15 protein-coding genes are annotated in these 18,525 nt (G+C 73.6%); 6 read left to right on the top strand and 9 right to left on the bottom strand.

Translation table 11 applies throughout. From position 1 onward, the window contains the following. Positions 1-29: 29 nt before the first annotated feature. A complete protein-coding gene (locus DEJ51_RS27600; RefSeq protein WP_150260292.1) occupies positions 30-1,178 on the top strand; it encodes a glycerate kinase in 1,149 nt (382 codons plus the stop codon). 278 nt (positions 1,179-1,456) lie between these two features. Here the strand turns inward: DEJ51_RS27600 and DEJ51_RS27595 are convergent, their stop codons facing one another. Beyond that, positions 1,457-2,038 (bottom strand): cysteine hydrolase family protein, encoded by a 582-nt coding sequence (locus DEJ51_RS27595; RefSeq protein ID WP_150260291.1) that lies wholly within the window; start codon positions 2,036-2,038, stop codon positions 1,457-1,459. 89 nt (positions 2,039-2,127) lie between these two features. Between DEJ51_RS27595 and DEJ51_RS27590 the strand changes: the two genes are divergently transcribed. Both DEJ51_RS27590 and DEJ51_RS27585 read left to right on the top strand, forming a co-directional pair. Continuing rightward, complete coding sequence (locus DEJ51_RS27590) at positions 2,128-3,123, top strand: GlxA family transcriptional regulator (RefSeq protein ID WP_150260290.1); 996 nt, start codon at positions 2,128-2,130, stop codon at positions 3,121-3,123. Then, positions 3,120-5,948, top strand: a complete 2,829-nt coding sequence (locus DEJ51_RS27585) for a SpoIIE family protein phosphatase (protein WP_150260289.1) — start codon at positions 3,120-3,122, stop codon at positions 5,946-5,948. The genes DEJ51_RS27590 and DEJ51_RS27585 overlap by 4 nt, the downstream gene beginning before the upstream one ends. Before the next feature lie 91 nt (positions 5,949-6,039). Here the strand turns inward: DEJ51_RS27585 and DEJ51_RS27580 are convergent, their stop codons facing one another. From DEJ51_RS27580 to DEJ51_RS27570, 3 genes are all read right to left on the bottom strand, one after another. Then, positions 6,040-8,106 (bottom strand): SpoIIE family protein phosphatase, encoded by a 2,067-nt coding sequence (locus DEJ51_RS27580; protein ID WP_150260288.1) that lies wholly within the window; start codon positions 8,104-8,106, stop codon positions 6,040-6,042. Positions 8,107-8,370: 264 nt separating this feature from the next. Continuing rightward, complete coding sequence (locus DEJ51_RS27575) at positions 8,371-9,624, bottom strand: aromatic amino acid transaminase (RefSeq protein ID WP_150260287.1); 1,254 nt, start codon at positions 9,622-9,624, stop codon at positions 8,371-8,373. Next, positions 9,617-10,594, bottom strand: a complete 978-nt coding sequence (locus DEJ51_RS27570; protein WP_223835987.1) for a DMT family transporter — start codon at positions 10,592-10,594, stop codon at positions 9,617-9,619. Before DEJ51_RS27570 ends, DEJ51_RS27575 begins: the two co-directional genes overlap by 8 nt. Positions 10,595-10,729: 135 nt before the next feature. Here DEJ51_RS27570 and DEJ51_RS27565 point away from each other — a divergent pair, with 135 nt between their 5' ends. After that, positions 10,730-11,215, top strand: a complete 486-nt coding sequence (locus tag DEJ51_RS27565) for an Lrp/AsnC family transcriptional regulator (protein ID WP_150260286.1) — start codon at positions 10,730-10,732, stop codon at positions 11,213-11,215. A 39-nt stretch (positions 11,216-11,254) separates the two neighbouring features. Here the strand turns inward: DEJ51_RS27565 and DEJ51_RS27560 are convergent, their stop codons facing one another. The 4 genes from DEJ51_RS27560 to DEJ51_RS27545 form a co-directional block, all read right to left on the bottom strand. Next, on the bottom strand, positions 11,255-11,773 hold the full coding sequence (locus DEJ51_RS27560) for an O-acetyl-ADP-ribose deacetylase (protein WP_150260285.1): 519 nt from the start codon (positions 11,771-11,773) through the stop codon (positions 11,255-11,257). Next, entirely contained in the window at positions 11,770-13,191 is a 1,422-nt protein-coding gene (locus DEJ51_RS27555; RefSeq protein WP_150260284.1) for a phytoene desaturase family protein, read from the bottom strand. Before DEJ51_RS27555 ends, DEJ51_RS27560 begins: the two co-directional genes overlap by 4 nt. Positions 13,192-13,282: 91 nt before the next feature. Further along, the gene (locus DEJ51_RS27550; protein ID WP_150260283.1) at positions 13,283-14,107 is read right to left on the bottom strand and encodes an inositol monophosphatase family protein; all 825 of its coding nucleotides are present in this window, start codon (positions 14,105-14,107) and stop codon (positions 13,283-13,285) included. 131 nt (positions 14,108-14,238) lie between these two features. Then, positions 14,239-15,060 carry a helix-turn-helix transcriptional regulator gene (locus DEJ51_RS27545; protein ID WP_223836224.1) on the bottom strand — a complete coding sequence of 274 codons (822 nt, stop codon included), beginning with the start codon at positions 15,058-15,060 and terminating at the stop codon, positions 14,239-14,241. Between the two features lie 141 nt (positions 15,061-15,201). Between DEJ51_RS27545 and DEJ51_RS27540 the strand changes: the two genes are divergently transcribed. Then, positions 15,202-16,617 (top strand): MFS transporter, encoded by a 1,416-nt coding sequence (locus DEJ51_RS27540; RefSeq protein WP_150260281.1) that lies wholly within the window; start codon positions 15,202-15,204, stop codon positions 16,615-16,617. A 153-nt stretch (positions 16,618-16,770) separates the two neighbouring features. On the opposite strand, the gene DEJ51_RS27535 is transcribed toward DEJ51_RS27540, so the two are convergent. Next, positions 16,771-17,538: a helix-turn-helix transcriptional regulator gene (locus tag DEJ51_RS27535; protein ID WP_190620677.1), complete on the bottom strand. Its 768-nt coding sequence runs from the start codon at positions 17,536-17,538 to the stop codon at positions 16,771-16,773. Positions 17,539-18,279: 741 nt separating this feature from the next. Between DEJ51_RS27535 and DEJ51_RS27530 the strand changes: the two genes are divergently transcribed. Further along, the gene (locus DEJ51_RS27530) at positions 18,280-18,486 is read left to right on the top strand and encodes a hypothetical protein (RefSeq protein WP_150260279.1); all 207 of its coding nucleotides are present in this window, start codon (positions 18,280-18,282) and stop codon (positions 18,484-18,486) included. Positions 18,487-18,525: the final 39 nt, after the last annotated feature.

Below are 18,525 nucleotides of genomic sequence, written 5' to 3'. Positions count from 1 at the left end.
GCACTGTTCGATAGCAAGGGAATAGCAAGGTGACGGACGGAGCAGTAAACGAGGCCGCGCGCGTGCTCATCGCCGCGGACAAATTCAAGGGCTCGCTCACGGCCGTGCAGGTCGCGGAGCGGGTGACGGCCGGCCTTCGCAGGGCCGTACCGGACGTGGAGATCGAGACCCTCCCCGTCGCGGACGGCGGCGACGGAACGGTCGCGGCAGCCGTCGCGGCCGGCTTCGAACGGCGGGAGGTACGGGTCACCGGACCCCTCGGCGACCAGGTCACGGCCGCCTACGCGCTGCGCGGGGGCACCGCGGTGGTCGAGATGGCGGAGGCCTCCGGACTGCAGCTGCTGCCGGCGGGCACCTTCGCCGCGCTGACCGCCACCACGTACGGCTCGGGCGAGCTGCTCAAGGCCGCGCTCGACGCGGGCGCGCGCACGATCGTCTTCGGCGTGGGCGGCAGTGCCACCACCGACGGCGGCGCCGGGATGCTGGCCGCACTGGGCGCCGTGTTCCTGGATGCGAACGGCGAACCGGTGGGTCCGGGCGGCGGTGCGCTGGCCGAGCTCGCCTCGGCCGACCTGTCCGGTGTCGACCCGCGCTTCGCGGAGGTGGAGTTCGTCCTCGCGAGTGACGTGGACAACCCGCTGACCGGCCCGAAGGGCTGCGCGGCGGTCTACGGCCCGCAGAAGGGGGCCTCGCCCGAGGACGTGGCGACGCTCGACGCGGCGCTGGCGCACTTCGCGGTGGTCCTGGAGAAGTCGATCGGCGCGAAGGCCGCCGAGTGCGCGGTGCTCCCGGGCGCCGGTGGCGCGGGCGGCATCGGCTACGGGGCGCTGCTGCTCGGCGCGACGTTCCGGCCCGGCATCGAGCTGATGCTGGAGGTGCTGGGCTTCGCCCCCGCGCTGGAGCGGGCCACGCTGGTCATCACCGGTGAGGGCTCCCTGGACGAGCAGACCCTGCACGGCAAGGCCCCGGCGGGCGTCGCGGCCGCGGCGCGCGCGGCGGGCAAGCCCGTGGTGGCCGTCTGCGGCCGGCTGCTGCTGACCCAGGAGGCCCTGGAGGGCGCCGGTATCCGCAAGGCGTACCCGCTCACGGACCTGGAGCCCGACCCGGCCAAGTCCATCCCGAACGCGGGTCCCCTGCTGGAGCGGGTCGCCGCCAACATCGCCGCCGACGTCCTCTGACGCGGCCGTCTGGCCCCTGAGGGCCCGGACCCCTGTCCCAGGGGTCCGGGCCCTCACCCTTTCCGGCCCCGCCGAATCCGGCCTCGCCGAGCACGTTCAGCCTCGCCGGCGTTTGAGGCGCGGGGTCTGGGGCGGAGCCCCAGGAAACCCGGCTCCGCCGGGCACCGGGCTCCGCCCGGACCGGCGCCTCAAACGCCGGCGAGGCTGGGTTTGAGGCCGACGAGACTGATCTGGCCCCCGGCGAGGCTCAATGGCGCCGTCGGCGGGGCCGGGAACGGCTACGCCGTGAGGAGGTCCGCCGTGGTGACCACGCGGGCGAAGCCGCCGCCGTGGAGGTTCACCGCGGTGGCCCTGGCGAGCTCGTCCGCCGTCAGGGCGAGCCCCGCCGGCCCGGCGAGGTCGAAGGTGTGCGTGGCGTCGAGCGGGACGAGCACGTCGTAGCCCAGGTTCCCGGCCATCCGGGCCGTCGTCTCGACGCACATGTTGGTCTGGATGCCGACCAGCACCAGCTGGCCGATGCCGCGGGCCTTGAGCCATTCCGCCAGGTCCGGAGTCCCGTAGAAGGCCGAGTTCACCGTCTTGGTGATCACCAGGGCCCCTTCGCTCCGCTGCTCGACCAGGTCCTTGAAGGCGTGGCCCGGGTGGTCGGCGGCGAGGACGGAACCGGGCTGCACCGACGCGTGCCGGACGAGGACCACCGGCCGGCCCGCCGCCCGCCAGGCGTCCATCAGGGCCGCGATGTTGTCCTCGGCCGCCGGGTTGTTGCGGCGCCCCCAGAAGGACTCCTCGTCGAAGCCCTTCTGTACGTCGATGACCAGCAGGGCACTGTCGTGGGCGATCTCGATCGCGTGCGTCGTCATGGCTCCATGCTGTCCGCCGGACCACGGGCCCGACAGCGCCCGCGAGGCTCCGTACCGATGGGATCCTGCCAGCCTGGCAGACTGGCCGCATGCGCCGTGTCGCGATCGTCGTCCAGCCCGGTATCCGCAGCTTCGACCTCGCCGTCATCACCGAGGTCTGGGGCCCCGACCGCAGCCACGCCGGGGTACCGGGCTTCGAGCTGCGCCGGTGCGCCCTGGAGCCCGGTGCGATCCCCCTGCCCGGCGGGCTGACCCTGTCCCCCGACCGGGGTCTGGACTGGCTGGCCACCGCCGACCTGGTCGTCGTGCCGGCGCTGGCCGAGCCGGCCGATCCGACGCCCGCGCCGGTCCTCGCCGCGCTGCGCGAGGCGCACGGCCGGGGCGTTCCGGTCGCCGCCCTGTGCGCCGGGGCGTTCATCCTGGCGGAGGCCGGTCTGCTGGAGGGCCGGCGCGCGGTCACCCACTGGTGGCTGGCCCCGCAGCTCGCCGCCCGCTATCCGGGGATCGTGGTCGAGGAGGCCCCGCTCTACGTCGAGGACGGCGGCTTGTGGACCTCCGCCGGGGTGGCCTCCGGGATCGACCTCTGCCTGCACCTCGTCCGGGAGGCGCACGGCGCCGAGGCCGCAGCCGCGATCGCCCGTTCCATGGTGACGGGCCCGTTCCGTACGGGTGACCACGCGCAGTACCTGGACCGGCCCGTTCCGGCCGCTGACCGGACGGCAGAGGCGCTGGCCGCCGTACGGGCGCGTGCGCTGCGTTCGCTGCACGAGCCGCTGTCCGTGGCGACGATGGCCGGCTGGGCCGGGATGTCCCCGCGTTCCTTCGCCCGGCATTTCGCCGCCGCGACCGGCACCACCCCGCACCGGTGGCTGCTGGGCCACCGGCTGGACGCGGCCCGCAAGCTGCTGGAGCGCACCGACCATCCCGTACCGGAGGTGGCCCGCCGGGCCGGTTTCGCGAGTGAGGTCACCTTCCGCCAGCACTTCACCGCGTACGTCGGCCAGGGCCCCCGCGCGTACCGTGCGGCCTCCCGCGCACCGGCAGTCGCACCAAACACCCCGGACAGTGTTAGAAAGGGCTCATGACCGGACGTTTTGGTCGCCAGCCGACCGGGTGGGGCTCGCGGCTGTCCGCGCGCCTGGCCCGGTGGGCGCACAGCGTCGCCGGTCAGGTCTTCGCCCTCCAGGCGATGATCGTGCTGCTGCTGATCGCCGCCGCCGCGGCGGCCCTGCTGTTCCAGGCCCGGTACGACAGCGAGCGCGACGCCCGTCACCGCTCGCTCGCGGCGGCCGAGGCCTTCGCGCACGCCCCCGGCATCGCGTCCGCGCTGGTCGCGGCGGATCCGACCGCCGTGCTCCAGCCGCTGGCCGAGGAGGCCCGCCGGGGCTCGGGTGTGGACTTCATCGCCGTCATGAACACCGACGGGATCCGCTACACCGACTCGCGGCCCGAGCTGATCGGCCGGCGGGCCACGGGCGACCTCAGCCGCGCCCTCGCCGGGCACGCCTTCACGGAGACGTTCCGGGGCCAGCCGAGCGACGCCGTCCGGGCCATCGTCCCGATACGGAACGCCGAGGGCGCCGTCATCGGTCTGGTGGGCACCGGCATAGAAGTCGAGAACGTCTCGCAGGTCGTCGAGGGCCAGCTCCCGCTGCTGCTCGGTGCGGCCGCCGGCGCCCTGCTGCTCGGCACCGGCGGCGCCGCCCTGGTCAGCGGCCGGCTGCGGCGCCAGACCCGGGGCCTGGGCGCCGCCGAGATGACCCGCATCAACGAGCACCACGAGGCCGTCCTGCACGCCGTCCGCGAGGGCGTGGTCATCGTCGACGCCGACCAGCGGCTCGTCCTCGCCAACGACGAGGCGCGCCGTCTGCTCGGCCTGCCGCCCGACCCCGAGAACCGTCACGTCACCGACCTCGGCCTGGACCCGCGCACCGCCGAACTGCTCGCCTCCGGCGAGGTCGTGACGGACCACGTGCATCTGGCGGGCGACCGGCTGCTGGCCGTCAACGTACGGCCCACCGCGCAGTACAAGGGCATGTCCACGGGCAGCGTCGTGACGCTGCGCGACTCCACCGAGCTCGCCGCGCTCTCGGGCCGGGCCGAGGTGGCCCGTGGCCGGCTCCAGCTCCTCTACGACGCCGGGGTGCGGATCGGTACGACCCTCGACGTGGTGCGGACCGCCGAGGAACTGTCGGAGGTGGCCGTCCCCCGGTTCGCGGACTTCGTCACGGTGGAGCTTCTGGAGCCGGTGCTGCACGGCGACGAGCCCTCCCTGGCCACCGGGATCTACACCGAGATGCGCCGGGCCGCGATCACCGGCGTGCGGGCCGACTCGCCGCTCCAGCCGGTCGGCGACATCATCCGGTTCGTCGTGCCGACGGCGCCGATGGCGGCGGCCCTGGACGCCGGGCACGCGGTGCTCGCGGCCGACCTGAACGCGGCCATGGGCTGGCGGGCCCAGGACTCCCAGGGCACCCGGGTGGCCCTTGAGTACGGGCTGCACTCGCTGATCTCCGTACCGCTGCAGGCCCGGGGCGTGGTCCTGGGCATGGCCAACTTCTGGCGGGCCGCCGACACCCCGGAGGCCTTCGACGAGGAGGACCGGTCCTTCGCCGCCGAACTGGGGGCGCGCGCGGCCGTCTCCATCGACAACGCCCGCCGCTTCACCCGTGAGCACGAGATGGCCGTGACGCTCCAGCGCAGCCTCCTGCCCCGGGTGCTGCCCGCCCAGAACGCCGTGGACGTGGCCTTCCGCTACCTGCCCGCGAAGGCGGGGGTGGGCGGGGACTGGTTCGACGTGATCCCGCTGCCCGGCGGCCGGGTGGCGCTGGTCGTCGGCGACGTCGTGGGGCACGGGGTGCACGCCGCGGCCACCATGGGGCGGCTGCGGACCGCGGTGCACAACTTCTCCACCCTGGACCTGCCCCCCGACGAGCTGCTCGGGCACCTGGACGAGCTGATCAACCGGATCGACCAGAACCTGACCGGGACCGTCCCCGCGGGCGGGGGTGGCGTCGACGCGGCGGCCGGGTACGGGCCGGCCGGGAACGCGTCGGACGGAACCGCCGAGCCGGCCGCGGTCACCGGTGCCACCTGCCTCTACGCGGTCTACGACCCGGTCTCCGGGCGGTGTCTGATGGCCAGTGCCGGCCATCCCGGGCCCGCGCTGGTCCGTCCCGGAGGGCACGTCGAGTTCCTGGAGCTGCCGGCCGGGCTGCCCCTGGGCGTGGGCGGCATGCCCTTCGAGGCCGCGGAGTTCATGCTCCCCGAGGGGAGCCGGCTGGTGCTGTTCACGGACGGCCTGGTGGAGGACCGGGCCCGGGACTTCGACGCCGGACTGCATCTGCTGGGCGAGGTGCTGGCGCGGCCCGGCCGCAGCCCCGACCAGGCCTGCTCGGACGTGCTCGCCGCAATGCTGTTCCCGGTGCCGGGTGACGACATCGCCCTGCTGGTCGCCGACACCCGGATGCTGGAGGCCGACCGGATCGCCGAGTGGGAGGTGCCGGGTGAGGCCTCGGCCGTCTCGCGCGTGCGCAACGCGGGCGCGGCGCAGCTCGCCGCGTGGGGGCTGGAGGAGATCTCGTTCACGACCGAACTGATCCTCAGCGAGCTGATCACCAACGCCATCCGGTACGGGAGCGCGCCCGTACGGGTGCGGCTGCTGCGTGACCGCAGCCTGGTCTGCGAGGTCTCCGACGGCAGCAGCACCTCACCGCACCTGCGGTACGCGGCGACCACCGACGAGGGTGGCCGCGGGCTGTTCCTCGTCGCCCAGTACGCCGATCGGTGGGGTACCCGTTACACGGAGCGCGGCAAGGTCATCTGGGCCGAGCTGCCGCTGACCGGGGGCCCGGAGCCGCAGGCGGCGGACCCGCTGGACCTGGACGCGCTGGAGGACCTGGCCTGGTGAGCGGGGAGCCGGGGGCCGGGCCGGGCCCCCTGGCGGCCGGGGCGGCCGGCACCGGGCCCCGGCGCAGGGTGCCGGCGGCCGGGGCCGTGGGTCACACCGGCCGGGTGCGGGCCAGCAGCACCGCGACGTCGTCCTGCTGGGCGCACGGCAGCAGCAGCCGCAGGATCCCGTCGCACAGTTCCTCCAGGGGCTGCTCCACCCCGCGCAGGGCCCCGGCCAGCTCGGCCATGCCCTGGTCGAGGTCCCGGTCCCGGGCCTCGATGAGGCCGTCGGTGTAGAGGGCGAGCAGGCTCCCCGGCGGCAGCCGTACCTCCTCGGTGCGGAAGTCGTGCCCGCCGGTGCCCAGCGGGGTCCCGGGCGGGCCGTCGAGGAAGGTGACGGCCCCGTCGGGGGTGACCACGGCGGGCGGCGGGTGGCCGGCCCGGGCGATCACGCAGGCGCCGGACTCCGCGTCGTGCACGGCGTACACGCAGGTGGCCATCTCGTCCTCGCCCAGGTCGGCCACGACGGCGTCGAGCGAGCGGAGCAGCTGCGCCGGGGACACCTCGTGCCTCGCGAGGGTGCGTACCGCCGTGCGCAGCTGTCCCATGACGGCGGCCGCGTGGATCCCGTGGCCCATGACGTCCCCGATGACCAGCCCGGTCCGGCCGCCGGGCAGCGGGATGACGTCGTACCAGTCCCCGCCGACGTCGTGGTCGCTGGCGGGCAGGTAGCGCCCGGTGAGTTCGAGGCCCGGGACCTCGGGCAGGGCGTTGTTGGTGAGGCTGCGCTGGAGGGTCAGGGCCGCCTGGCGCTGGAGGGTGTACATGCGGGCGTTGTCGATGTTGAGGGCCGCTCGGGCCACCAGCTCGTCGACGAGGACGCAGTCCTGCTCGTCGAAGGGTTCGCGTGCGCGCGTGCGGGTCACCGCGACCGCGCCGAGCACGGTGCCGCGGGCTACCAGCGGGACGAGGCGGGCCGAGCCCAGGGTGGCGAGGTAGCCGCGCAGTGCCCCGGCGCGCGGGGAGGTGATCAGTGCGGGGATGTCGGCGAGGTAGAGGTTCATGGGCCGTCCCTCGGCGATGACCTGTTCGTAGGTGGTGCCCATGGGGATCTGGAAGGTCTGGCCGGGGGCGAGTTTCGCGGTGGGGGCGGTCGGGTCGGGGAAGTGGGCGGCCAGGCGGCGCAGGACACCGCGTGCGGAGGCCGTGTGCACCGGGCCCTCGTCGGGGAGCAGGACCGCTTCGAGCAGCTGTACGTCGGCCGAGTCCGCGAGCTGCGGCACCAGTACGTCCACGATCTCCTGGGCGGTCTGGTGGAGGTCCAGCGTGGTGCCGATCCGGGTGCCCGCCTCGGCCAGGAGGGCGAACCGGTGCCGTGCCCGTTCGGCGTCGGCCTGGGCCTGCTGGCCCTCGGTGATGTCGATGAGCGAGGCGATGACGCCGAGGGCGCGGCCGGAACCGTCCAGCAGCGGGGCGTAGGAGCAGGACCAGGTCCGGTCGTGCTCCGGGTCGGAGGGGGTCCGCCCGGTGCGGCGGACGTCGACGACTGCGGTGCCCCGGTCGAGGACCTGCTGCATCGTGGCCTCCAGCGCGGCGGCGTTGACCCCGGGGACGACCTCGGTGAGCCGCTTGCCGAGGTGCTCGGCGGCGGAGACGCCGTTCATCCGGGCGAGGGCGTCGTTGACGCGCAGGAACCGCAGGTCGGTGCCGAGGGTGGCGAGGCCTATGGGCGACTGGGTGAACAGGCTCTGGAGGGCGGCGAGGGAGTCCCGCATGTGGAGCACCTCGGAGGTCTCCACGGCGATGAGCATGGCGCCCGTCCGGCCCTGCGGGTCGGCCGCGGGGACGATCCACATCTCCATCGGGACGCGGTGGCCGTCGCGGTGGCGCACGGGGAGGGTGCCGACGACGGTCTCGCCGGACTGGACGCGCCGGGTCAGCTGGTCGGCGAGCTCGCGGTTGGCCTCGGGGACGAGCACGGCGCTGCCGGGGAGGCCGATGATGTCCTCGGGCCGGTGCCCGAGCAGGTCCTGGGCGGCGAGCGACCACTCCACGACGCGTCCGTCGGCGTCCTCCCGCCACAGGGCGATCGGCAGCAGCTCGCGGAGTACGCCCGCGTACCCGACGGCCGCCGCCGGCGGGTCCGGTACCTCGCTCGTCGCCTGGTAAGTGTCCACCGCACCGACCTCACCCCGGGGGGCCTGATTCGTACCGATTCACCCTATCCGAGGCGTGGGCCCGGGGCTCTGTGTCGGCCGGCCCCGGCCGGGCGCGGGAGACCAGCCGGTACGGTCCGGGCCGCCGCGGCGTCCACCGGCAGGACCAGGGGCGGCCGCGGACGAGGGTCTCGTGGCCCCGGCGCACGGCCGTGTCCGGTTCGGGCTCGGTGACCGCCGGAGCGGTGCCCGGTGGCCTGCCGTGCGGCAGGTGAGGGCGCCCCCTTACGCCTGCAGGGCGGCGGCCGGTCCGGACTGCTGCCGCGGGAGCGTCGCCGTCGTGCGGGGTGCGCCCGGAGTGTCCAGGACCCCCGCGATGCCCCGGGCGAGACACGGGATCCGGTGCGCGGGGATGCCCGCGATGTTGATCCGCCCCGAGGTCGTGCCGTAGACGGCGTACTGCCTGCGCAGCCGGAGCATCTGCTGGGCGGACAGCGGCAGCATCGAGAACATGCCCTTCTGGCGGGCGAGCGTCCGCGCCTGGTCCGCGCAGCCGAGCGCGCTCAGGTGGGCGATCAGGTCGGCCCGGTTGTCCTCGATCCGGCCGCGCATGACCTCCAGCTCCGCCCGCCAGGCGGACCGCAGCCCCTCGTCCTCCAGGATCGTGGTCACCACGGCCGCGCCGTGCTCGGGCGGCATCGAGTAGAGCGTCCGGGCGGCGTTCTGCAGGGCGGTCTCGGCGTGCCGGACGGCCTGGCCCGAGGCGCCGAGCACGATGGCGCAGCCGACGCGGTCGCTGTAGAGGCCGAAGTTCTTCGAGCAGCTGACGGCGATCAGCATCTCCGGGACCCGTGCCGCCAGCATCCGCGTGGGCAGCAGGTCGGCCTCCAGGCCGTCGCCGAGCCCGTGGTAGGCGAGGTCGACGAAGGGCACCCAGCCGCGGCGGGCGGCCGACTCGGCGAGCGCCTCCCAGTCGTCCAGCATCGGGTCGACGCCGGTGGGGTTGTGGGCGCAGCCCTGGAGCAGGACCACGTCGTCGCGCTGCGCGTCCTGCAGTTCCCGCAGCACACCGGCCGTGTCGAAGCCCCCGTCGGCGTCGCGCCAGCCGTACGTGCGCACGCGCAGCCCGGCGGCCTCCAGGATGGGCCGGTGGTTGACGTAGGCCGGGTCACTGATCCAGACCGTGGCGCCGGGGCGGGTCCGGCAGATCAGGTCGGCCAGCAGCCTCAGCGCGCCGGAGCCCGCGACGGTCTGGACGGCCGCGGCCCGGTCGGCCGGCCCGGCCGGGCCCAGGACCAGCTCCAGCAGGGAGCGGTTGAAGGCGGCGTTGCCGGAGAGCCCGCGGTACTCCTTGGAGTCGGAGCGCTCCGCCAGCCGGATCTCGGCCTCGCGCACGGCGGCCATGACGGGTGTGGTGCCGCTCTGGTCCCGGTAGACGCCGAGGACGAGGTTGAGGCGTTCGGGCCGCTCGTCACTGCCGAACTCGTAGGTCAGGTCCCACAGCGGGTCGGTGGGCGGGGTGGGGAGGAGCTCAAGCATCTGCGGGAACCTTGGGTCGTGGGCGGCGGTTGGCGAGGACGACGCCGGCGGTGATGAGGGGGACGCCGACGAGCACGGCGGGGGTCGGCGTCTCGCCGAGCAGCGGGATGGCGAGCAGGACGACGGCGACGGGGCTGAGGCTGCCGACGACGGAGCTGCGCTCGGCGCCGAGGCGGCGGATGGCGAGGGCGTACAGCAGGCCGGCGCACAGGCCGACGCCGAGTCCCTGCACGACGAGGAACAGGGCGATGTCGCCGCCCGCGGCGTGCGCGATGCCGGTGGGGAGCACGCCGGTCAGCACCAGGGCGCCGATCACGGCGAAGGAGGGCAGGCACAGCAGTCCGATCGACCCGACCGGGTCGAGGTCCACCTCGCGCAGCCCCACGGTGTAGAGGGCCCAGAGACCACTGGCCACCAGGAGCGTGCCGGCGCCGGCGAGCACGTCGGTGTCGACGGGGACGACGTAGCGCCAGACGAGGGCCGCCACACCGGCCGCGATCAGGGCGAGCCCGGCGGCCTGTGTCCCCCGGGGAGCGCCGTGACCACGGCGGATCATGATCGCGGAGACGAACAGCGGGACCATGCCGGGGACGATGGAGCCGACGAAGGCGGCGGAGGTCAGCGCGCCGCCGTGCATCGCGGCCAGGAAGAACGGCACCCCCGCACCGCAGATGATCTTCACGGCGGGGCCCGGCCGCACCGCGGCGATGGCACGCCGGCGCCGCCACAGGGCGGGGAACAGGACGACGAGGGGGACGCCGAAGCGCAGCAGGGCCGCGTCGGCGGGCAGCAGGGAGGAACCGCTCAGGGCCCGCGCGCTCAGGGCGAAGGCCGCCCAGATCGACACGGTGACCAGCAGCGCCAGCATGCCCTCGGCCTGTGGGGAGAGCCCGCGCCGGCCGGGGTGTCCGGCCCGCGGGCCCGCCGCATCGGGAGGCAGGGTCGCCCGGGTGGTGTTCGTCGCGACCAAGGAATTGCTCCAGCCTCTGAGACCCGGACCGATCCGGTCCGTGCCTGGGCAACGCTAGGGCTTGGGGCGGGGCAGCCGATTGCCAGTTCTGCCTCTCGGACATACGTTTGGGGCAGATTCTGCCAAGGAGTGACCATGGACGCAGTGGATCTGCAGATCATCAGGGAATTGCAGGCCGACGGGCGCCTGTCCAACCAGGACCTCGCCGACCGCGTCCGGCTGTCCCCGTCGCCCTGCCTGCGCCGGGTGCGGCGGCTGGAGGAGGCGGGTCTGATCCGCGGCTACACGGCCATGGTCGACCAGGTCGCCTTCGGACTCCCGGTCACCGTCTTCGTCCGGATCCGCCTCGAACGCCACACGGCGGAGGCGGTGCGCCTGTTCGAGGAGCACGTCGCGGTCATCGAGCACATCCAGGACTGCTACCTGATGGCGGGCAGCAGCGACTACCTGCTCCGGGTCGTCATCGAGGACCTCGAAGCCTACGAGTCCCTGGTGCGCCACAGGATCCACGCCATCCCCGGGATCGCCTCGATCGAATCGAGCTTCGCGTTCGGCAGCGTCAAGCAGTCCCGGACCTACCCGCGGCCCGCCTCGGGCGCCTCGCGGCGCCCGCCGCGCTGACGACGGCCGGGCGCGGGCTGGCAGGCAGGTCCCGGCTGCTCAGGAGGCGGCCGCCACCGCCGTCTCGAAGGCCTCGTAGGCGGACGCGTCGAAGAGCACGAACCGCACCTCCTGCACCTCGGTGCGGGCGCGGCGCACCGTCTCCACCGCGATCCGTGCCCCGTCGTCCATCGGCCAGCCGTAGATGCCGGTGGAGATGGCCGGGAACGCGACCGTACGGGCACCGAGCTCGTCGGCGATCCGCAACGACTCGCGGTAGCAGGAGGCCAGCAGCTCCGACCGGTCCTCCTCACGCGACCAGACCGGGCCCACGGTGTGGATGACGTGCCCGGCGGCGAGCCGCCCGGCCGTGGTGGCCACGGCCCGGCCCGTCGCCAGCCCCTTGCCGTAGTGCGAGCGCCGCAGGTCCTCGCAGGCCGCGAGGATCTCCGGCCCGCCGCGCCGGTGGATGGCGCCGTCGACCCCGCCGCCGCCGAGCAGCGAGGAGTTCGCCGCGTTGACGATGGCGTCGGCCTTCTCCGCGGTGATGTCGCCGAGAACCAGGGTGATACGGGTCATCGGGAGCCCTTTCGCAGGTGCCGCCAGACCGCCTTCGCGGCGTTGTGCCCGGACATGCCGTGCACACCCGGGCCCGGCGGGGTGGCCGAGGAGCAGAGGAAGACAGCCGGGTGGGCCGTCGTGTACGGGGTGAGGGAGAGCTTGGGGCGCAGCAGGAGCTGCAGGCCGGAGGCGGCCCCGCAGGCGATGTCCCCGCCGACGTAGTTGGGGTTGCGGGCGGCGAGCTGGGGCGGACCGGCCGTGGCGCGGGCCAGCACCAGGTCGCGGAAGCCCGGGGCGAAGCGCTCCAGTTGGGACTCGACGGCCTCGGTGAGATCGCCGTCCCAGCCCGCGGGGACGTGTCCGTACGCCCAGAAGACGTGCTTGCCCTCGGGCGCCCGGCCGGGGTCGACGAGGCTGGGCTGCGAGGTGATGAGGAAGGGGACGCGCGGGGCCCGGCCGCCGGAGGCGAGCTGCAGGGCGGCGTCGATGTCGCGGGTGCGCGGGCCGATCTGGACGGTGCCGGCGCGGCGCGGCGCCTCGGCCGTCCACGGGACCGGTCCGTCCAGCGCGTAGTCGAGCTTGAACACGGAGGCGCCGTACCGGTAGCCGTCGTACGCGCGCCCCAGGCGGGCGATCCGGGCCAGCGCGGTCGGCGAGGTGTCGAAGACGTAGGTGCGGGCGGGCGGGAGGTCGTCGAGCCGCTTGACCTCGAAGCCGGTGTGGATGGTCCCGCCCAGGTCGCGCAGGTATCCGGCGAGGGCGTCGGACACGGACTGCGAGCCGCCGCGCGGCATCGGCCAGCCGTTCGCGTGCGCGGCCAGGGCGAAGACCAGGCCGACGGCACTGGTGGCGATCCCGCCGAGCGGTGCGATGACGTGGGCCACGAGGCCCGCGAAGAGCGAGCGGGCCCGTTCGTCGCGGAAGCGGCTGAGGAGCCAGGTGGAGGGAGGCAGTCCGGCGAGTCCGAAGCGGGCGAGTGTGAGCGGGTCCCGGGGCAGCGCGGTGTTCGGCAGGGACATGAAGTCCCGGGCCAGGGTGTCCCATTTGCCGAGGAACGGGCCGACCAGGCGCCGGTAGGCGCCCGCGTCGCGCGGCCCGAAGGACGCCGCCGTCTCCGCGACCGAGCGGGACAGGACCGCTGCCGTGCCGTCGTCGAAGGGGTGCGCCATGGGCAGCGGGGCGTGCAGCCACTCCAGTCCGTACCGCTTCAGCGGCATCGTGGCGAAGACCGGCGAGCCGGCGCCGAGCGGGTGCACCGCCGAGCAGGGGTCGTGCCGGAAGCCGGGAAGGGTGAGCTCCTCGGTCCGGGCGCCGCCGCCGACCGTGCCGGCGGCTTCGAAAACGGCCACCGAGAAGCCGCGCCGGGCCAGTTCGACGGCAGCGGTCAGCCCGTTCGGCCCCGCCCCCACCACGACCACATCGAGAATCGACGGCACTTGCGACTCCTTCGTCTCCGGCGGCGCCTGCGCTCCCAGGATATTCCGCCGTGCGGACCGGCCCCGACCCGCACGCACCGCACCGGCCCGGTCAGGCGCCCCGGAGCAGCTCCCGGATGCGCACGGTGGTGGCCTCGTCCCGTCCGACCGCGAACGGCAGCGCGTTGTCCCGGTCCACCCGGAAGGGGACCCCGTCGACCGTGCTCTGGGTGCCACCGGCCTCGGCGACCAGCAGCAGCCCGGCCGCGTGGTCCCAGGCCGAGGGCCAGCTGAAGGCCAGGCCGTCCATCTCGCCGCGGGCCACCTTCAGGTACTCCAGGCCGGCCGAGCCGCAGGGGCGGGGCGCGACGCCGGGGACGTCCAGGCGGGCCAGCGTCCGCTTCTCCTCGTCACTGGTGTAGAGCGGGTGGGCGGTGGCGACCCGCAGCGCGGCGCCCGGCTCCGGCGAACCGCTGCGGATCCGCTCGCCGTTGACGTACGCGCCCTGCCCGCGGACGGCCGTCGCCAGCTCCTCCAGCGCCGGGGCGTAGGTCCAGGAGGCGAGGATCTCCCCGCGCACGGCCAGGGCGACCAGGGTGCAGAAGCCGGGGTCCCCGTTCACGAACTGACGGGTGCCGTCGACGGGGTCGACGATCCACACCGGGGCGTCCGCGCGCAGCGCCGCGTACACCGTGGGGTCGGCGTGCACGGCCTCCTCGCCGACCACGGCGGAGCCGGGCAGCAGCCGCGTCAGGGCGGCCGTGAGGTGTTCCTCGGCCTTGCGGTCGGCCACGGTCACCAGGTCGTGCGGGCCGTTCTTCTCGTCGACCTCGTGCTCGGCGAGCTGCCTGAATCTCGGCATGATCTCGATCGCCGCCGCCTTGCGGACGGCCTCTTCCACATCGGGCAGGCCTTGGGCCAGGAACTCATCGATCATGTCTCCAGCAAAGCACGCCCGACCGACAAACCCCACCGCCGTTCCCATAGCGGCAGCCGGACACCGGGTGTCCGTCGGGTGAACCGGGCCCGGGGCCGCCGGGCCCGGGGGCACTCCCCGGGGTCCGGGACTCAGCCGGCCACCGGCATCATCGATCCGCGCCGGCCTTCCGCAGAGGTCAGCCACTCCAGCTTCTCGGCGGTGCCGGTGCCCGGCAGCGGCGTGTGGAGCACGATCGCCAGATCGGGGCGGGCCGGCACCCGCAGCTGTGTGGTCTCCACGTACAGCGTCCCGGTGACCGGGTGCTCGATCTGTTTCTCCAGCTGTCCCCCGGGCAGTACGTCGCCCCGCTCCCACAGTTCGGTGAACTCCGGGCTGAGCTCCCGGGCCTCCTCGATCACGGCCCGGAAGCCCTCGTCGTGCGGGCTCTCCGAGCAGGCCGCCCGGAACTGGGCGACCACCATGCGGGCGGTCTCCGGCCAGTGCGGGGAGCGGGAACGGTAGATGGGGTCGGTGAAGAAGGCGATCAGGCAGTTCTGCACGATCTCGGGGCGCATCCCGAGGACCAGCGAGGCTGCGTCGTTGTACATCACGGTGTTCCAGTACCGGTCCATGATGTGCGCGGGAAACGGCATCCAGGCCTCGATGAGCCGCCTGAGGCCGTCGCAGTTGCCCCGCTCCCCCGGGGCCACCTCCAGGGCCGGCGGGTTGAGTCCGGCGAGTACGTACAGGTGCCGGCGCTCGGCGCTGGTCAGCTTCAGCACCCGGCCCACGGCGTCCAGCACCTGCCCGGACACCGTGATGGCGCGGCCCTGTTCCAGCCACTGGTACCAGGAGACCCCCACCCCGGCGAGCACGGCCACCTCCTCGCGGCGCAGCCCCGGGGTGCGCCGACGGGCGCCCCCGTCCGGCAGTCCGGCCTCGGCCGGGGTGACCCTGGCCCGTCTGCTCATCAGGAACTCGCGTAGTTCGGGCCGCCTGTGTTCCGCGGTCGGTGTGGCCACTGAGTCCCCCTGTCCGGCTGCCTGGTGGTGCCGCCAACAGGATAAGTTCCCACTCCGCACGGGCATTCCCCGGCCACGAGGGTGGTGGCCATGGCGATCGACACACAGACAACGACCTCCGGGCCGCACACGGCGGCCCCCGCGAACGACCGGCTCTCCGGCCGGGCCCGACTGGTTCTTTTCGTGCTCTGCGCCGCCCAGTTCATGGTGGCGCTCGACTTCTCCGTACTGAACGTGGCCCTGCCGGTGCTCGGCGAGGACCTGGGTCTCGACCGGTCCGCCCTCCAGTGGGCCATCACCGCCTTCGCCCTGCCGTCCGGTGGTTTCCTGCTCCTCTTCGGCCGGATCGCCGACCTGTACGGCCGCAAGAAGCTCTTCCTCACCGGCCTCGCCCTCTTCGGCACCGCCTCCCTGCTCGCGACCCTCGCCTGGGATCCGGCCTCCTTCCTGACCGGGCGCGCCCTGCAGGGCCTGGGCGCGGCGGTCATCGTGCCCACCGGCATGTCCCTGCTGACGACGACCTTCCCCGAGGGCCCGCTGCGCGACAGGGCTCTCGGTATCTCCGGCACCCTGCTGTCGCTCGGCTTCACCGTCGGCATGGTGCTCGGCGGTGTCATGACCGACACCCTGGGCTGGCGTTCCACGATGGGTCTGCTCGCGGTGGCCTCGGTGGTCGTGCTGGTCATGGCTCCGGGGCTGCTGCCGGAGTCGCGCAACGCGGAGCGGCCGCGGCTGGACGTGCCCGGGGCCGTGACCGTCACCGCCGGTCTGCTCGCGCTGATCTACGCCCTGTCGACGGCGGCCGGGCGCGGCTTCGGTGACGCGGACGTCTGGGGCACGCTGGTGCTCGGGCTGGTGCTGCTCACCGCGTTCGTGGTGGTGGAGTCGAGGTCCCCGGCCCCGCTGGTCTCGCTGCCGATGCTGAAGCGGCGCACGGTCGCCTGGGGCAACGCCGGTGGTCTGGTGACGTTCTCGATGATGTCGACGGTCGTGTTCGTGCTGACGCTGTACCTCCAGGAGACGCTGGGGCTGTCGTCCTTCCGGACGGGCCTGGTCTTCGGTGTCCAGGGCCTCGCCTCCGTCGTCGCCGGGTCGTACGTGCCGAAGGTCATCGGCCGCTTCGGCGCCCGCCGCACGCTGGTCGGCTCGCTGCTCGGCCAGGGCCTGCTGGGCCTCGCCCTGCTCGGCGTGGGCACGCAGTCGGGTGCCCTGCTCGCGACGGTGGCCGTCTCCCTGGCCAGCATGTGCCACCTCGGCGCGATCATCTCGTACGGGGTCGTGGTGACGAGCGGTGTGCCCGACGAGCAGCAGGGTCTGGCGACCGGGCTGGTCACCACCACCCAGCAGGTCGGGATCACGATCGGCATCCCGCTGCTGGGTGTCCTGGCCACCACCCGGGCCTCGCTCTTCGACGGCGTGCGCACGGTCCTGGCGGTCGACGCGGCGATCGTCCTCGCGGCGGCGGTCCTGGTGGGCCTCGGCCTGGGCTTCCGCAGGAAGGCCTGAGGTCCGTCCGCCCGGACTCCTCCTCTCCCCCGTGCGCGGGGAGACGGCCGTGGGCCCCCGCAGTGCCGGCCGGCACTGCGGGGGCCCACGGCCTCCGGCGGCTTCGTCGTTCCGTACCGTCGGCCGCCCCGGCCCGCCGGCCCGTCGGCCACGTCAGCAGGTCGGAGAGGCCTCGGCGTGGCCGAGCAGGTAGCCGAGGTGGGTGCGGTTCTTCGCCCCGAGGTTCTCCTTGATGTGGGCGATATGGGCTTGGAGCGAACGCTCGCTGATGCCCAGTCGGCGTGCGATCACCTTGTCCGAGTGTCCCTCCGCCAGCAGCTGCCGGATGGTGGCCCGGATCGGCGAGATCACTTCGGACGCCGCCTGTGCTGCGTAGTTGGGGACGAAGGGGAAGGGCGCGGCGCGGTCCCAGGAGCGCTCGAAGACGTCGATGAGGAAGCGCACCACGGCGGGTTCCGTGATCACGGCGGCGACGGTGCGCTCGGCGTTGGCCGCGATGAACGCGGTGGAGCCGTCGATGATGATCAGCCGGTCGAAGAACTCCGTCAGGGTCCGGACCTTGGCGCCGTAGCCCATCACGGCGCGGACGTAGGACTTGGTCGCCTCGTCGAAGCGGGCCGAGTGCTGGTAGATCGTCCGCATGCTGATGCCGTTGCCGACCTGGAAGCGCACCGACTCCAGGGCCGCGTCCAGGACCTCCTTCGGACGTGGTCCGTCCGGCTGGGCCGTCAGGATCTCCGACCGGGCGCCGGCCAGGCTGGCGCGGATGGCCGCGTTGATCGCCGGCAGCCCGTGGAGGTTCACCACCCCCAGGCCGACGGCGGGCCGTGGGTCTAATTCGTATACGACCCGGTCGTCGCGGTTGGCCTGATTCTGGACCCGGCGCGACAGTTCGGCGAGGGTCTCCGCGATGCCCCGCAAGCTGTCCCGTTCCGTCGACCCTTCGTCCGCGGCGTGCGCGGCGTGCGCGGACCCGCCTCGGGGCGCACCCGTACCAACACCCGTACCAACACTGTCTGACCTGCTCGTCATCAACGGTCATCCCCCCCAGGGTCCGTGCAACGCAAGGGCAGCTCATCGCCGCCTGAAGTGTGCCAAGCGAGATGCCTCCAATTCTAGCAATGCGACTACCTGAACCGTCGTGGATCTTTCCCACGGCCTATGACGTGCTGGAGACTCGTAACCAGATGGAGCCAAGGACGGCGACGCACTGGCCGGATACATCTGTGGGGAAAGTTCTGATGGATTTTTTGGACCGTGGCTTGAATTGGGATCATGGCTTGAATTGGGTGATCTGACCAAATGACCCATATGCCGCCATGTGATGCTGCTGCCGGCGGCCGAGCCACCCATGGCTGTCGGTCCTAGCCCTGCCCGAGGTTCGAGGCCCCGCATGCGGACGGTCCTCACGACGTGGGCCGGCGGTCCCTCCGGGGCCGGAAGGCCCCACGGGCCGACGACGCCGCGGCGCCCGACGGGGCTCCGGCAGGCCCTCGTGCGGACGACCGCCGTCCGGGAGACCGATCGGGCCGTGCCGCCGACCCCGACGGGAGCAGGCGCCACCGAAAGGCGCCACAAATCTCCACGTCGCACCACCAAGGACGTTCATAACCTCATGGTTCCGGCCCTCGTCGGCCGACCTTTTACGAAGGCAGGATTGTCATGAGCCGCTACAGTTCCGGATCTCGCCGCGGTGGCACCGCTGCCCGGCCACTTTTCGCCCTGCTGGCGGCAACCTTCGCCGCCACGGCGGTGGCTGCCGGCACGACAGCCGCGCACGCGTCGGCCGCTCCTGTTCCGGGCGTCCGCCAGCCGGCCTTCGACGTCGGCTGGAACATCGTCGGCTCGGACTCCGGCCGCACTTACTAGCAGTCCCCTCCAGCATGGCTGGAGCGAATACCGTTGACG

Source organism: Streptomyces venezuelae, assembly GCF_008642275.1.
Lineage (GTDB): Bacteria > Actinomycetota > Actinomycetes > Streptomycetales > Streptomycetaceae > Streptomyces > Streptomyces venezuelae_E.
Note: the sequence above shows the minus strand (reverse complement) of the source record. Positions and strands in the feature narration are given on the sequence as shown.

What these genes read in the sequence shown, in the direction of transcription:
- DEJ51_RS27595 (WP_150260291.1), bottom strand. Translation starts at nt 2,038, where the DNA reads ATGACGACGCACGCGATCGAGATCGCCCACGACAGTGCCCTGCTGGTC.
- DEJ51_RS27590 (WP_150260290.1), top strand. Translation starts at nt 2,128, where the DNA reads ATGCGCCGTGTCGCGATCGTCGTCCAGCCCGGTATCCGCAGCTTCGAC.
- DEJ51_RS27585 (WP_150260289.1), top strand. Translation starts at nt 3,120, where the DNA reads ATGACCGGACGTTTTGGTCGCCAGCCGACCGGGTGGGGCTCGCGGCTG.
- DEJ51_RS27575 (WP_150260287.1), bottom strand. Translation starts at nt 9,624, where the DNA reads ATGCTTGAGCTCCTCCCCACCCCGCCCACCGACCCGCTGTGGGACCTG.
- DEJ51_RS27565 (WP_150260286.1), top strand. Translation starts at nt 10,730, where the DNA reads ATGGACGCAGTGGATCTGCAGATCATCAGGGAATTGCAGGCCGACGGG.
- DEJ51_RS27560 (WP_150260285.1), bottom strand. Translation starts at nt 11,773, where the DNA reads ATGACCCGTATCACCCTGGTTCTCGGCGACATCACCGCGGAGAAGGCC.
- DEJ51_RS27550 (WP_150260283.1), bottom strand. Translation starts at nt 14,107, where the DNA reads ATGATCGATGAGTTCCTGGCCCAAGGCCTGCCCGATGTGGAAGAGGCC.
- DEJ51_RS27545 (WP_223836224.1), bottom strand. Translation starts at nt 15,060, where the DNA reads ATGAGCAGACGGGCCAGGGTCACCCCGGCCGAGGCCGGACTGCCGGAC.
- DEJ51_RS27540 (WP_150260281.1), top strand. Translation starts at nt 15,202, where the DNA reads ATGGCGATCGACACACAGACAACGACCTCCGGGCCGCACACGGCGGCC.
- DEJ51_RS27530 (WP_150260279.1), top strand. Translation starts at nt 18,280, where the DNA reads ATGAGCCGCTACAGTTCCGGATCTCGCCGCGGTGGCACCGCTGCCCGG.